This window comes from Nocardia sp. bgisy118 (assembly GCF_057708605.1).
In genome coordinates this window covers 108,650-122,850 of the sequence record NZ_JBYISM010000002.1, presented here as the reverse complement: position 1 = coordinate 122,850, position 14,201 = coordinate 108,650, and the positions used below count along the sequence as shown (strand labels likewise).

Here is a 14,201-nt window from a genome sequence, read left to right as displayed (position 1 = left end):
AGTGCCATGGCGCAGCCGATCGCGTATGGCGAAGTGAACCACGAGGCGGCCCTGAAGTACGCGGTGCAGCTCATCGACCACCGGTGGGCTCAGGTCATCGAGGGGCGGATCGTACTGGTGTCACCGATGTGGGATCACGAGAAGGTCGTCGCCCAGATTCGTCGGCAGCTCGATGCCCGTGTAGATGAACTCGACTGCCTCATGGGCTCTGGAAATCTGGATCTGCCAGGCTCGGTGAACTGGTATATGCCGGACCTGGCCGTTATTCCGACGGCGCTAGCCGAAGGGGCAGGCGCTCTCTTGCCCAAGCAGACGCTGCTGGTGGTCGAGGTGACATCGGATTCGAACGCGGACACCGATCGGATCATCAAGCGCAAGCGCTACGCCCAGTACGGCGCACCGCTGTATCTGCTGGTCGACCGACAGCGCAAGGAGTGCACGCTCTTCTCCGACCCGCACGATCTCGGCTACGGCGACGTGCACGGCCCCTACTCGTTCGGCACCGCCATCGCGTTGCCCGCGCCGTTCGATCTGAGTCTGGACACCACCGGGTTCTGAGCCCGCATCCGGTCCAAGGGCCATCAGGTTCCTTCTATGCCTGGCATCTCCAGGCAGGGGTGTGAATCCACGGTGCGGCGCGGGGGCAGGCGCGTAGCGTTGATGGCGAGTCGATGGCGGACAGCGGGTGCGCTGGGGAATCGGCGCCCCTCGAGTCGGGAGGTGCCGGATGATGCTGAGTGTGTTCTCCTCGCCGGGGCACTATGTGCAGGGGCGCGATGCTACGGCGGCGTTGGGGCAGGAACTGCGCCGGCTGGGGATCGCCGGGCCGGTGTTGATCGTGGCGGGGAAGAGTGCGCGGCGGCTGCTCGCCAAGATGTGGGAGCGGTCGTTCGGGGCGTCGAGTATCGACTATTCGGTGCATCCGTCGGGCGGGGAGTGCAGCAGGGCCGAACTCGCGCGGATCACCGAGGCCGTGCGGGCGAGCGGGAGCGCCGCGGTGCTCGGCGCGGGCGGCGGGAAGGTGATCGACTCGGCGCGCGCGGTGGCCGACGATCTCGGGCTGCCGATGATCAGCTGTCCGACCACCGCGTCCAGCGATGCGCCGTGCAGTGCGCTCTCGGTGATCTACACGGAGGAAGGCGAATTCGAGGCGTACCAGCTGGTGCGCCGCAATCCCGCGCTGGTGCTGGTGGACACCTCGGCCATCGCGCAAGCCCCCGCGCGGCTGCTCACGTCGGGCATGGGCGACGCGCTCGCCACCTGGTTCGAGGCGCGCACCTGCCTCGCCGGGCACGTGCGCAACATGCGCGGCGGCGCGTCCACCCGCAGCGCCGGAGCACTCGCCGAATTGTGTTACCGCACTTTGCTGTCCGACGGTCCGCAGGCGCTGGCGGCGGTTCACACCCAGACCGTCACCCCCGCGCTCGAACGCATCGTCGAGGCCAACACCCTGCTGTCCGGGCTCGGATTCGAATCCTCCGGCCTAGCGGCCGCGCACGCGGTGCACAACGGCCTCACCGCGGTGCCGCAGACCCGCCCGTACCTGCACGGCGAGAAGGTCGCCTTCGGCGTGCTCACCCAACTGGTGCTCGAAGGCGCGTCCGACGACGAGATCGGCACCGTTCTCGACTTCTGCGACCGCGTCGGCCTGCCGACCTCGCTGGCCGACCTCGGACTCGCCGACGCGGACCAGGAAACGTTGTCCGCCATAGCGACTCGCGCCACCGCCCCCGGCGAGACGATCCACAACGAACCGTTCGCGGTGGACGCCGCGCTGCTCCACGACGCTTTGCTCGCCGCCGACTCACTCGGCGGCCGCTGACCTGGGCGGCGGCGGTCCGCGCACTCCACCGTGAGCGCCCCGAACCCCGCGACCTTCCAGCGGTCCGACCGCCGATCCCGGCGAGTGCTCGGGGCTCCGGCGTGCGGGTCGCCGAGTCCCGAATAGGTCTCGGACCGCCCGCCGCCTTCAACGCCCTCGAAGCTGAGAGCCTCCGGTCGATGCCGTGCTCGCGCCCTCGGCAGTGCTCACCCGGTGCGCCCGCAGAAGCGGAGGCAGGCCGACGAGCGTGGGCACCGCTCGGTGGGGGTCTCATCGCTAGATGCGGAACGTACTGCGCGCCGTGCTGGACGGATCGCCCCGCGTCGGATGCATCGCTCCGCGCGGGACGTACTCTGCCCGTTGGGACGCATCGCGTCGTGTCGGACGTGTCGCGCGGTGCGGGTCGCATCGCGCGGAATGCGCCGTTCGGTGCAGCATCGCTCGGCGTCGGATGAATCGCCTTCGCGGTGGACGTACCGCTCGGCGCGGGTCGTATCGTCCCACGTCGGACGCACCACCTCGGGCACCGATCGCACCCACCCGAGCACGGGTCGAAACCAGTCGAAATCCAGCTGGAATGCCGGTGCACACCACTGGTCCGCAGCTCCTCCGGCAGCCGCTCGGAGAGGCTTCGCGTACACCGAACCCTCATCTTCCCGCAAGCTTGTCGTCACAGCGCGGCGGGAAAACTGTCAGTAGGGGTTCGCTATTCTGGCTGGAACCCGAAGCCTAGGGCGGGCCACCCGCCGGGAGGGACGTTCGGTCCGGTGCGCATCAGCAGAGTCGCGGAGCATCCGCGACCGGATCACGTGTTGTTCCATTTCAGTGACACCCACCTCATCGCCGGTGACGGCGAGTTGTACGGGGATGTCGACGCTGGGCAGCGGTTACGCAAGCTGCTCGGGCACGCCGCGGCCAGTCGCATCCGCCCGACGGCGCTGGTGTTCACCGGCGACCTCGCCGACCGCGGCGAGCCCGAGGCGTACGAGAAGCTGCGCGCGCTGGTCGAGCCGTTCGCGCGGCACATCGGAGCGCCGGTGGTGTGGGTGATGGGCAACCACGACGATCGCGGTGTCCTGCGTGACACCCTGCTCGACGAGCCGCCGTCGACCAAGCCGTTCGACCGCGTGCACATGATCGACGGACTGCGCATCATCGCCCTCGACACCTCGGTGCCCGGCCATCACCACGGCGAGATCTCCGATGAGCAGCTGGCCTGGCTGCGCGGCGTGCTGGCCGAGCCCGCGCCGTTCGGCACCATCCTGGCCATGCACCACCCGCCGGTGCCGTGCGTGGTGGATCTGGCCGTCACCGTCGAGCTGCGTGACCAGCGCAAACTCGCCGACGTGCTGGACGGCACCGACGTGCGCGCGATCCTCGCTGGCCACGTGCACTTCTCCACCTACGCGACGTTCGCAGGCATCCCGGTCTCGGTCGCCTCGTCCACCTGCTACACCCAGGATCTGGCCACCGCGACGGGCGGCCTGCGCGGCCGCGACGGTGCGCAGGCCTTCAACTTCGTGCACATCTACCCGGACACGGTGGTGCATTCGGTGGTACCCATCGATGCGGGCGCGACCGTCGGCGAGCCGGCCACCCCGGAGGAGGCGGCGGCGAAGCTCGCCGAGGCGGGCATCGTCATCCCGCCCGCCGGTCGTATCCCGCACGTCATGCAGCGCCGGGAGCCGACTCCGGAAGCGGACGACGAGGCGGTTCGCTGAACCGCTCCCACGGCGCCGGGTCCGGGAACCAGTCCGTGAGGAAATCCGAAACTCGCTGCACCCGTTCGGATTCCGGCACCTCCGGGAAGCTGCCGTCGTTCAGGCAGAAGAAGTCGACGTCCCGCCGCGCGGACAGCTCGTCGAGCAGCGTGAGCCCGGCGCGACTCGTGGTGTCGACGTAGCGCATTCGCCCGGTCTCCTGCGGCACCGCGCACCCAGTGAGCAGCGCGTAGTAGTGGTACAGCGAGTTGGTGACGGAAATGTCGGTGGCCGAACGGAATCGGCTCGCCATGGTGCGGGCGAAGTCGCCGCCGAACTCCGCCTCCATCTCCAGCAGCACGCTGCGCCGCAGCGGCGTGGGCGTGTGCTCCAAGTGCCGGGTGATGACGTGCCCGAAGTGATCGGCGAGCAGCGCCCGGTTGACCCGCGCCGCGTTCTCGAATCCGCTGCGGCGCTCGTTGTTCCGGCCCGGCCCGATGCGTGTGTCCGCCTCGATGAACCGGCTGATGCCGCCGGGGGTGAAGAACATCGAGGGACGCACCGGCCTGGCGAAGAACATGTCGTCGTTGGAATACAGGAAGTGCTCGCTGAGCCCCTCGATGTGCTGCAACTGCGATTCCACCGCGTGCGAGTTGAAGGTGGGCAGCGCCGCCGGGTCGCTGAAGTGGTCGCCCGCCCGCACCACCGTGACCTTCGGGTGCTCGTCGAGCCACTCGGGGACCGCGGAATCGGTGGCGACGAAGATGCGGCGGATCCACGGCGCGTTCTTGTGCACCGAGCGCAGGGCGTACCTGAGTTCGTCGATCTGGCGGATTCTCGCGTCCGCGTCGTCGCCCTCTCCGACGACGACCTGCGCCATCAGGCCCGCGCGCCGCGCGCGGAATTCCGGATCCGTGCCGTCGACCCAGGAGAAGACGATGTCGATGTCGAAATCGACATCGGTGACGTGCGGCGCGAACATGTCGGTCAGGGTCGGCCAGCTGCGGTCGAACAGTCCGACCTGGGTGAATTCCACGTCGGCCAGATCGAAGACCGCGCGGGTCAGCGCGTTCGGGCGCGGACATTCGACGGTGTCGCCGTGGTACTCCCACAGCTCCAGCTCGACGTGGTGCGCGGGATCGGCGTCGCGGCCCAACCGGAGGATGTGATCCCCGGCTTCCGCGACGGCGAAGCCCGCGGCGAGCGCGCCGTCCGTCACGCGTCGCACCATCGCGCGGTGCGCGGCGTCGGCGGCCAGGATCAAGCGGTGCCCGCTGTCTCTGACCAGGAGAAACGGCACCTCCGCCGCGGCGAGCTGGCCGCGCAGGTAGCCGAGGTCGTCGATCATCGCCGCCGAGACCGCCAGATTGCCCGCCGCGATCGCGGCGGTGTCGTATCCCATCCGGGCCGTGCCCGTCTCCCAGCCCCCAGGATTCACTGCCCCCATGTCCATGTTCGCCTCCCATTTCGTCGTTCCGGCTATCGCCCGCGCGTGCACCGCACCGGGAATCAGCCGGTCCCGGAGACGCCGGAGGCGCCGCCGCGGGACCCGCCCGATGCGGTGCGGATTCAGAAATGGGGTGTGCTGCCGTAGTGCAGGAACGCGGTGATCCGCGGAAGTCCTGACGATCGGTACACCATCGTTCTCACCTCACTCACGGCACGGACGCGAGAAGCGTCATTGGGGAAGTGCTGACCGGACCCACGGCGAAGGTGAACCGGGCGTGGCCGGGAGCAGCACGCACGGCCGGACAGACATCGGCCGGCTGATCGGAGAACCCCTGTTGAACAGGGTCGTTACTGAATGATGCATCCGCGGCGACCGTCCGTCAATCGGAAGCCGCGCAAGTGTCCCGGACACGGGGGACGTCACAACCTTCGCTCGAAAAATTAGGGTAGCCTCGCCAAAGTAAAGGGAAAACTTCGGTGCATGCCGAAGCGGCGACGGGAAGGAGCGGGCGCGGTGCGCGTAGTCATTCTGTTCGGGTCGGAGATGGGTACTTCGGAAATCGCGGCCGACTGCGTCGCGGACTCCCTGGCCGGCGTGCACGATGTCTCGGTCTACGACATGACCGACTTCGATGTCGATGATCTGGACGTCGCGGACTTTCACGTCGTCGTCTGCTCGACCTACGGCGACGGCGACCTGCCGACCGGCGCCGAGTTCTTCTTCGACGCACTCGACGCCCGCGCGCCCGATCTCACCGGACTGCGATTCGCGGTGTTCGGGCTCGGCGATTCCGTTTACGGCGACACGTTCAACCGCGGCGGCGAGATCGCGGCCGAGAAGCTGACCGCGCGCGGTGCGGTCCAGGTCGGCGAGCACGCGCGCCACGATGCGTCCGCCGAGGTCCGGGTGCGCGACATGGCGCGCGAATGGGCGCGGTCGCTGCCGATTCCCGAATTCGCTTCGGCCTGAACGAACCCTCCGGCCTGACAACCCGCCGAGCTCGGTGGTCGACGAGCCGTGCGGACGTAACGGACAAGTTCCACAGTGCCAGCAGACAAGTGGCACAGCGCCAGCGCGCAAGTGTCCCAGCACCTTAGACTGCTATCAGCGCGGCACAGCCCGTCGCGCGCGACGATGCATGAGGTGACGAAGATGGCAGCCGGAGCGAGCCCCGCGCAACATCGCGACCACTCGACCGATCATCCCGAACTGGACGTGCTACCGGAATGGCCGCAGGACACGATCGCCGTGCTGGTGACCACAGACCCAGCGCCGCATGCGATTCCGGTGTCCTGGCCGGTGCGCGCCGGTGATCGGCGCATCCTGATCAGCCTGAAGTTCGACCGAGGTTCGCTGGCCCGGCTGCGGGAACGTCCCGAGATCGCGCTGCTGATTCTCGGCGGCGGCAACGTCGCGCTGTGCGCGCGTGGCACCGCCAAAGTGATCGCCGAACAGATGCCCGACGCCGAGGATTACGCCGCGGTGCAGATCGACGTCGCGGTGATCGACGACCACCGCCAGTCCGCGTTCGCGGTGGACAAGGGCATTCAGCGCGACGTGCTCGATGCGAGCGAATTGCACGCGTTGCAGGGCCGCGTGGCGACCCTGCGCGGCTGGTCCGACGACCAGAACTGAACCGGTACAACGAGAAAGGCGGCGCCCGCGCGCCGTACGGGAAGGGATCATGAGCGTCACACTCGCCAAGGGCGGAAACGTTTCGCTGTCCAAGCAGGCGCCGAACCTGACCAAGGTCGCGGTGGGACTCGGCTGGGACGTGCGCACCACCACCGGTGCGGATTACGACCTCGACGCGAGCGCACTGGCCACCGGCCCGAACCTGAAGGTGCTCTCCGATCAGCACTTCGTGTTCTACAACAATCTGCGTTCGCCGGAGGGCACCATCGAGCACACCGGTGACAACCTCACCGGTGAGGGCGAGGGCGACGACGAGGTGATCAACGTCGATCTCGCGGCGACGCCGCCGACGATCACCAACATCTTCTTCCCCGTGTCCATTCACGACGCCGACGCCCGCGGGCAGTCGTTCGGCCAGATCCGCAACGCGTTCATCCGCGTCGTCGACGCCAACACCGGCGCCGAACTGGCCCGTTACGACCTCACCGAGGACGCGTCCACCGAGACCGCCATGGTGTTCGGTGAGCTGTACCGGCACAGCGGCGAGTGGAAGTTCCGCGCCATCGGGCAGGGCTACGCGTCCGGTCTCGCGGGCATCGCCCGCGATTACGGCGTCAACATCTGAATCGGTCGGCCCCGGCGATCAGCCGGGGCTCGACAACGTCTCGGGCAGGCGCCGCGGGTACGCGTGCGCCATGCCGTCGAGCAAACCGAAGTAGCGCCGCACCATCAGGACCGCGGTGGTGGCCAGCCCTGCCGTCAGTCCCCACCAGACGCCCGCGGCGCCGAGGTGGAGCGGATAAGCCAGCAGCAGGGCGGTGGGCAGGCCGACGAGCCAATAGCCGATCAACGACAGCCGGAAGCCCACGTTGGTCTCCTTCAGCCCGCGCAGCAGCCCGGTGCCGATGTTCTGCGCGGCATCGAAGAATTGCAGCACGATGCCGATCAGCAGCAGGGTGCGTGCGATCTCGATGGTCGCGGTGTCGCCGGGCTCCAGGAACGGCCGCAGCACCGCGTTCGGCGCGAGCACGTACACCGCGCCGGTGATCGCGGCGACGATCGCCGCGTAGCGCAGCGCCAGCCAGGCAAGGGCCTTGGCGTGCTGGTATTCATCGCGCGCGGTCGCGTGACTGACCAGGATGGACGCGCCGTGCGACAGCCCGATCGCCACCTGGAACACGATGTAGATGATCTGGTAGACGACGTTGTGCGCGGCCAGGGCGGCGGGACCGAAGCTGCCCATGACGAGCGCCAGCACCGAGAACATGCCCGCTTCCGACCCGTAGGTGAGCGCGATCGGGGTGCCGAGCTTCAGTTCGGAGACGACCATCGACCGGTGCACCGGCCACGGCCGGATCGACAGGTGGGGACCCAGTCGCGGATCGTGTCGCACCATCGCCCAGAACACGCCGAAGGTGATCAGGAAGACCAGCGAGGTGGCCACGCCGATGCCGGTGAGGCCGAGCGCTGGGAGCCCGGCCCAGCCGTGGATGAACGCCAGGGCCAGCGCGAGATTCAGCGCGACCGAGCCGAGCGTCACCAGCAGCAAAGCCTGTGGACGCTGCATGCCGACGGTGTACTGCCGCAGCACTTGGAACCACAGGCAGGGCAGCAGCCCGGGAGCCAGCGCGACCATGAGCGGGCGCGCGTCGGCGAGCACGCCGGCGTCCTGGCCGAGCCACTGCAACGACCAGCCGAGTCCGATCAGCACCGCGCCACCGAGCAGGCCGGAGATCGTCGCGATGAGGAAACTCGACCGCACCACCTCGCGCACCTCGCGGTCGGCGGAATCACCCCGCTTGCCCGCGGCGCTGACCGCCGAGGCGATCTGGTTGCCGGTGCCGGTGATCAACCCGACGCACATGGTGCGGATCTGGTTGAACAGCACGATGGCCAGGCCGCCCGCCGCGACCTGTCGCACGCCGAGCGTGCCCATCAGCGCGATATTGGTCGTGGACACCGCGATCTGAGCCAGCTGGGTCAACGCGATCGGCGTCGCCAATGCGGCGAGCCGACGTCCGTCGGCGCGGAACTCGCCCAGGTTCACCGCGCCTCCACCAGCTGCTTTCGGCGGGCGGGCGAGTAGCGGTCGAGCAGACCGAGCACCTCGCGCTCCGTGTCGCCGTCGAGCAGGTCGCGGTCGTTCATCCAGTCGTCGTCGAAGACGGTGTCCAGGTACTTCTCGCCGCCGTCGCAGACGATGGTGACCACGGTCGAACCCGCGGGGAACTCCTCGAGCCGGGTCAGCCCCGCGTACACCGAGCCGCCCGCCGAGCCCCCGAGCATCAAGCCGAGCTTCGCCGCGACGGCGCGGGCGGTGGCGAAGGCCGCCACGTCGGACACCTTCACTCCCTCGTCGAGCAGCGAGTAGTCGACGGCGGTGCCGATGGTGGCGCCCGGCGGTGTGCCGGTGCCGGATTGCCAGTACGGACCGCCGGGCCCGCCGAAGGCGATGGAACCGACCGGCTCCACACCGATCACGTAGGGCGGGCAGCCCAGCTGACGCAGCCGGGTCGCCGTGCCGAACAGCGAACCGCCGGTGCCGACCGACGAGAGCAGGATGTCGACCCGATCGACGTCCTCCAGCAATTCCTCGGCCACCGCGTAGTAGCCGACCGCGTTGGCGTCGTTGTTGTGCTGTTCGGTGAAGTAGGCGTCGTCCTGCGCCGCGGCCATCGCCTCGGCGAGGTCTTCTCGCGCCGAAGTGGCCAGGTTGTCGTCGCCCTCGTCGGCCACGTACACCAACTCCGCACCCATCGCCCGCATCGCGCGCAGCTTGTCCTTACATGCGTGGTGGTCGACCACGGCGGTGAAGCGGTACCCGCGTTCGGCGGCAACCACCGCGAGGCCGAGCCCGGTGTTACCGGACGTGGATTCGATGATATGCCCGCCACTCGGCAGCAAACCGCGCCGCTCGGCGTCGAGCACCATCTCGCGCGCCATCCGGATCTTGGCCGCGCCCGTCGGATTGAACTGCTCGAGCTTCAGCAGCAGCCGGGTTCCGGTCGCGGTGGTGGCCAGTTCGAAGAGCGGGGTGCGACCGATCAGGTCCGTCACGCGTGTGACGACAGGCATACGAGTCTCCTATCCATGGGCGATCCCGGCTCGGGGTGTCGCCTGCCCCGCGCTGCTGGTCGCAAGCGGGGGCGATGCTGAGTTGTGGTCGTCGTGGTTGATTACCCGGCGTCGAGCGTCCAGCGCAGTCGATCTCCGTGCCCGCCGAAGAGCACGACCTTCGGTGGTATCGGCAATTCGTGGAAGGCCGATTCGTTCGAATCCATCTGGTATCCGGCGGTGTTCGGATAGACGAGCAGATCGCCCGGCTCGGCCCGCCTCGGCAGCGGGACGCGCCGCCAGCTGAGCATGTCGGATTCCAGACAACTGGCCGCGCCGACGCTGGTCGGCGTCGGTTCCGGCAAAGGCTGCGTCGATTCGCGCACGGGCCACAGCACCGGGTCGGGCAGGTACTCGCTGTCGAACCACTGCTCGGACAGGCTGAGGCTGGTGCCGTCGACGGTGAGCAGTCGGTACGGCTGTCCGTCCGCGTACCTGCTCTTGCTGCCCTGTACGCGGAAGACGGTGCTGCCCGCGCGATCGAGCAGGGCGCGGCCCGGTTCGACGGCCAAGCGGATGTCGTTGTCGCGCAGGCGCCTTGTCAGTTCGCCGTGGGCCAGGATCTCCGACAGCATGGCCGGTCCAGGAACCGGGAAGTGGTACGGGTAGTAGGAGTCGAACGATTTCCCGGCGTGGAACCAGGAACGGTCGACGCCCTCGGTGAACTCGCGCCACGCGCCTTCGGGGACGTAGTCGACGCCGAATCCGCCGCCGATCGAGATGGTGCAGGCCGGATGCCCGAGCTCGCGCGCCGCCGTGCAGCGGGCGATCAGGTCGGCGGCTTGCTCGGCGCGGGCGATCGCGTCGTAGCCGGGGAGGTGAAAGCTGAAGCCCTCCAACTGAACCGGCTCCAGTCCGCGCGGTCCGGACGCGGCGATCACCGACTGCGCCCGGTCGAGCTCGTCGTCGGTCATCCCGAACCGGCTGGCCGAGCCCGCGGGCAACACCCGCAGCAGCGCCCTGGCCGGGGTGGCCGCGGAGGCGATCGTGCCGAGGCGGTCGAGCTCGTCGAGGCTGTCCACCGCGATCAACGCACCGTGGCGCACGGCGAGCCACAGCAGGTCGTCGGATTTCGCCGGACCGGTGACCATCAGTTCACCGCCGCGCACCCCGGCGGCGAGCGCGGCCGTCAGCTCGCCGACGCTGGAGACGTCGATGCCCGCACCGTTCTCCGCGCAGGCCCGCGCCACACACGCCCCCTTGTTCGCCTTCTTGCCGTAGTAGACGACCCCGTCGACCCCTGCCCGCAGGAACACGTCGCGGAATCCGCGGATGTTCTGCGCCACCCGAGCGGGATACATCAGGTGGAACGGCCCGCCGATCGCGAACGCGATATCGGCGAGCAGCTGCGGGTCGGCCAGCACCCTCCGCTCCCACTCGTCGGTGTGCGCGGGCATGGCGGGGGCGGTGATCCCGGCGGTCAGGCCCGCCGGGTCGTCGGCGATTTCTTCGACGAGCAGTTCGGCGACTTCCTCGACGAGCATCGCGAGGAGGACCTCGTCGGAATCGTTCTCGTCCCAGCCGGATTCGGAGTAGTCGTCCACGTCGTTCTGGTTCGTGACGTACCCATCGGTCGCGTCGATGTCCGGCTCCGAGGCAGGGACCGGTTCGACGTCCTGTGGAAGCACGTGGACGGCCTCGGGCGCCTCCGCCTCGGTTTCCCCTGGGAGCTCCGCCCACGGTCTGCCCTCCGTCGCCAGGGCGACGCGCTGTAGAACGGCGTGGTCGGCCTCGAACGCCGCCGGCTCGGAGTCCTCGGGGAGGTCCACCCATGGGCTGCCTTCCGCGGCCGGTTCGACGGCGTCGGAAGTCGCCAGCGCGCCAACATCTTCGGATGAGGGCATCGCCGCTGGATGCGACGATGCGGCGGGAGCCGATGGCGTCGCGCCGGGCTCGAGCGACGCTGGGTCGAGCGTTGGCAGTTCGGCGTCGAGCTGTATCCGGTTCGTCTGGTGGGCAACTGTATTCGCAGCGAACGCCATCGGTTCGGTATCGAACGACGACGTGCCCGGCTCGAACGTCTCCGCGCCGGTGTCGAGCGGTGTCCCGGTCTCGCGCGCCGACGAGGCGGCGGCCGCGGGTTCGGATGCGGGACGTTCGCGCCCTGTTCGGCTCGCGCGTGCACCGGCTCTCGACTTCCGGGGCGCGGCGATGTCGAACAGCACCATGGCTTCCGGATCGACGAGCTCCGGTTCGGGCTCGACGGCGGCCTCTAATCCCACAGGGGCACCTCCGTGCCGCGGCCCTCGGCGATGGCGCGTTCGGCGAGCGCGTGCGCGACGGCGACGTCGGTGAGCACCAGGCCGCTGTTGTAGACGAAGATCTTCTCGTCGTCCGAGCGACGTGCCACGGCCCTGCGGTTGAGGATCTGCGGCAGTTCGGCGTCGACGGTGCGCAGCGTGCCGTCCGGGCCGACCATGTCGGTGCCGGTGAGCTGCATCTGTTCGGCGCTCGTCGCCACCACCCGGTCGGCCTGTACCAGCGTCGACGGCGCGAGGCCGTAGCCGACCAGCACCGCGGTCGAGCCGGGCGCGAGATCCTCTGCCTCCAAGGCGACTTCGGTGCCCGGGCCCGCGGTCGCCAGCACCACGTCGGCGGCGGCCGCGGCGGCGCGCGGGTCGGCGACGGTCTCCAGCAGGGCCTGCGGATGGTGCTCGGCCAGGTGCTGGTGCACCGCGGCGAGGCCGTCGGGGTGGGTGCCGTACACCATCAGCTTGCGCAACTGCGGATTCGCGGCGAGCAAGTGCGGCAGCGCGTGACGGCCCTGGGTGCCGGTGCCGATCAGCAGCACGCTCTCCGCGCCGCGGCGCATCGTCTCGCGCACGAGCAGCGCGGACACGGCCGGCGTGCGCAGCGCGCCGACCCGTGCGCAATCCATCATGGCGATGGGCGCGCCCGTGGCGTCGTCGTAGAGCGTGATGGTCGTGTAGTAGCGCTTGGTGCTGCGATCGTGCCCCGGATCGAACTTGTACGAGGTCTTCATGGCGACGACGCGACGTCTGCCGTCGCGGCCGAGCATGGCGTAGGCCACCGACCAGCCGTCCGGATTGGCGACGCTCAGCTTGCGCGGATTGTCCGAATCTCCCGCCGCGAACGCCAGATACGCGTCTTCGACCGCACGCACCACGTCGCCCGGCGTGATGGGGACGTCGGCGAGGTCGCTACGGCTCAGCACGCGCAGCGGCGTGCTCCGATCACGAGTGTTCAACGGTTCCTCGTTCATCTGGTGTTGTGTCCCGCTCTGCATCCGCTCGGCCAGTTCCCATTCGGAACGGGGCGACTGTTCGCTGCCCGTAACCATTCTCGTCGGCCTCAGCGGTTCGGCGCCGACGTTCGGGCAGGCGGATGTTGACCCGCTTGAGCCAGCGATCGGTGCCGTCGTAACGCGCGGTGAACGGTACCCGACCGTGCACGGCGACGTCATTGTCGACCAGCAACAACTCGCCGGGCGCCAGCGCGGCGGTGTGGCACACCCGCTCCAGTTCCGTGGCGAGCCGGGCGTAGGCGCGTCGAAACTCGTCGTCGGCTAGCTCGAGGGGCGTGTAGGCGGGGTCGTAGCGCAGGGTCGGATTCATTGCGCCGGAGGGTGATTCGGCCGCGTCCCAGATCGTCGGCAGCGGGGGCGGGGTGAAGCGCTCGTGGCCGTCGCCGTAGGAGACGTCGGGCAGGATCGGCAATGTCGGCGTGCTCAGCAGCCGGTGCTCGTCCTCGGTCAGCTCGACCTGCCGGACCGAGGACACCGTGGTGCCCACCAGATCCGGATTGCGCAGGCAGGCCAGCATCAGCAGGTTCGCGCGGTCCGGGTGGAAGGCGTCTTCGGTGTGCGGGCTGAGCAACGTCTTGCTGCTCGCTCCCGACTGCTCGTGTTCGTGGCCCGGCGTCGGCACGATGTTGTTCACCAAGCGCCCATCCTGTTGGCCGTACCAGCCGAACGGCTCACCCGCGCAGCGCGCAAGCAGCAGCATGACGACATCGAGCTGAAAAGAGTTGCCGCGCTGGGGATCGCCGCTCCAGCGGGCGGCTTCGCGCCAGCTCGGCGGCGTCGGCCCGAACTCGTCGTCGGTCAACGGCAGCCTGCTCACGATGGTCGCGCCCGTGGGTCCCGCGGGCGGGCGCATGGCCAGCCGCACCTCCTCGGGGAGTTCGCGAGCGCGTTCCTCGATCGACGCGATGAGCGCCGGGTCGGTCAGCGTCATCGTCACGGGAGCGGCGCCACGGGGGCTGCGATGGACTGTGGTACAAATCTCGCGCGCGAGCTCACGCACCGCTCGCCCGGCGTCCGGGGGCAGCTCGCGTCGTTCGATGTCCTGCGGGTGAAGCGTCTTACGTTCGGGGAGAACGCTTTTCACCGGAGATTCCCTTCTTCGCATCGGGTCGAAAAGCGGGTGGGGACGATTCGATCTGCGAAGCTAGTGCCTCGGGCGCGGTTAAGCAAGGCTTACCTAAGCGAGTCGCGAAAAAGAGCTGAGACGCATCAAAA

Annotated in this window: 12 protein-coding genes; 6 read left to right on the top strand and 6 right to left on the bottom strand. The window is 68.9% G+C overall.

Features of this window, described 5'->3' with window-relative positions; genetic code table 11:
* Positions 1 to 6: 6 nt before the first annotated feature.
* The 3 genes from AC3EO7_RS02820 to AC3EO7_RS02810 all read left to right on the top strand — a co-directional run bounded on the left by AC3EO7_RS02820 (position 7) and on the right by AC3EO7_RS02810 (position 3,543).
* Entirely contained in the window at positions 7 to 558 is a 552-nt protein-coding gene (locus AC3EO7_RS02820; protein WP_431964805.1) for a Uma2 family endonuclease, read from the top strand.
* Positions 559 to 730: 172 nt separating this feature from the next.
* Entirely contained in the window at positions 731 to 1,822 is a 1,092-nt protein-coding gene (locus AC3EO7_RS02815) for a glycerol dehydrogenase (RefSeq protein ID WP_431964803.1), read from the top strand.
* Between the two features lie 767 nt (positions 1,823 to 2,589).
* Positions 2,590 to 3,543, top strand: coding sequence for a phosphodiesterase (locus AC3EO7_RS02810; protein WP_435590371.1), 954 nt, complete (start codon positions 2,590 to 2,592; stop codon positions 3,541 to 3,543).
* Here the strand turns inward: AC3EO7_RS02810 and AC3EO7_RS02805 are convergent.
* Positions 3,491 to 4,924: a stealth family protein gene (locus AC3EO7_RS02805; RefSeq protein ID WP_431965379.1), complete on the bottom strand. Its 1,434-nt coding sequence runs from the start codon at positions 4,922 to 4,924 to the stop codon at positions 3,491 to 3,493. The two genes, AC3EO7_RS02810 and AC3EO7_RS02805, sit on opposite strands and share 53 nt — an antisense overlap.
* 561 nt (positions 4,925 to 5,485) lie before the next feature.
* On the opposite strand from AC3EO7_RS02805, the gene AC3EO7_RS02800 reads away from it, so the two are divergent.
* The 3 genes from AC3EO7_RS02800 (at position 5,486) to AC3EO7_RS02790 (ending at position 7,232) form a co-directional block, all read left to right on the top strand.
* Positions 5,486 to 5,941 (top strand): flavodoxin domain-containing protein, encoded by a 456-nt coding sequence (locus AC3EO7_RS02800; RefSeq protein WP_431964799.1) that lies wholly within the window; start codon positions 5,486 to 5,488, stop codon positions 5,939 to 5,941.
* 183 nt (positions 5,942 to 6,124) lie between these two features.
* Positions 6,125 to 6,607, top strand: coding sequence for a hypothetical protein (locus AC3EO7_RS02795; RefSeq protein WP_431964797.1), 483 nt, complete (start codon positions 6,125 to 6,127; stop codon positions 6,605 to 6,607).
* Between the two features lie 49 nt (positions 6,608 to 6,656).
* A complete protein-coding gene (locus AC3EO7_RS02790) occupies positions 6,657 to 7,232 on the top strand; it encodes a TerD family protein (RefSeq protein ID WP_431964795.1) in 576 nt (191 codons plus the stop codon).
* Positions 7,233 to 7,250: 18 nt separating this feature from the next.
* Here AC3EO7_RS02790 and AC3EO7_RS02785 read toward each other — a convergent pair whose 3' ends face one another.
* From AC3EO7_RS02785 to AC3EO7_RS02765, 5 genes are all read right to left on the bottom strand, one after another.
* Entirely contained in the window at positions 7,251 to 8,654 is a 1,404-nt protein-coding gene (locus tag AC3EO7_RS02785; protein WP_435590370.1) for an MATE family efflux transporter, read from the bottom strand.
* Positions 8,651 to 9,682, bottom strand: a complete 1,032-nt coding sequence (locus AC3EO7_RS02780; protein ID WP_431964791.1) for a PLP-dependent cysteine synthase family protein — start codon at positions 9,680 to 9,682, stop codon at positions 8,651 to 8,653. The genes AC3EO7_RS02785 and AC3EO7_RS02780 overlap by 4 nt, the downstream gene beginning before the upstream one ends.
* 101 nt (positions 9,683 to 9,783) lie before the next feature.
* Positions 9,784 to 11,943, bottom strand: coding sequence for a type III PLP-dependent enzyme domain-containing protein (locus tag AC3EO7_RS02775; protein WP_435590369.1), 2,160 nt, complete (start codon positions 11,941 to 11,943; stop codon positions 9,784 to 9,786).
* Positions 11,934 to 12,944: an ornithine cyclodeaminase family protein gene (locus AC3EO7_RS02770; RefSeq protein WP_431964787.1), complete on the bottom strand. Its 1,011-nt coding sequence runs from the start codon at positions 12,942 to 12,944 to the stop codon at positions 11,934 to 11,936. Before AC3EO7_RS02770 ends, AC3EO7_RS02775 begins: the two co-directional genes overlap by 10 nt.
* Complete coding sequence (locus AC3EO7_RS02765) at positions 12,916 to 14,070, bottom strand: TauD/TfdA family dioxygenase (protein WP_431964785.1); 1,155 nt, start codon at positions 14,068 to 14,070, stop codon at positions 12,916 to 12,918. Before AC3EO7_RS02765 ends, AC3EO7_RS02770 begins: the two co-directional genes overlap by 29 nt.
* Positions 14,071 to 14,201 lie beyond the last annotated feature (131 nt).

Excerpts from the sequence above, each read along its gene's own strand:
- AC3EO7_RS02820 (WP_431964805.1), top strand. The coding sequence starts at position 7 with ATGGCGCAGCCGATCGCGTATGGCGAAGTGAACCACGAGGCGGCCCTG.
- AC3EO7_RS02815 (WP_431964803.1), top strand. The coding sequence starts at position 731 with ATGCTGAGTGTGTTCTCCTCGCCGGGGCACTATGTGCAGGGGCGCGAT.
- AC3EO7_RS02805 (WP_431965379.1), bottom strand. The coding sequence starts at position 4,924 with ATGGGATACGACACCGCCGCGATCGCGGCGGGCAATCTGGCGGTCTCG.
- AC3EO7_RS02795 (WP_431964797.1), top strand. The coding sequence starts at position 6,125 with ATGGCAGCCGGAGCGAGCCCCGCGCAACATCGCGACCACTCGACCGAT.
- AC3EO7_RS02790 (WP_431964795.1), top strand. The coding sequence starts at position 6,657 with ATGAGCGTCACACTCGCCAAGGGCGGAAACGTTTCGCTGTCCAAGCAG.
- AC3EO7_RS02780 (WP_431964791.1), bottom strand. The coding sequence starts at position 9,682 with ATGCCTGTCGTCACACGCGTGACGGACCTGATCGGTCGCACCCCGCTC.
- AC3EO7_RS02770 (WP_431964787.1), bottom strand. The coding sequence starts at position 12,944 with ATGAACGAGGAACCGTTGAACACTCGTGATCGGAGCACGCCGCTGCGC.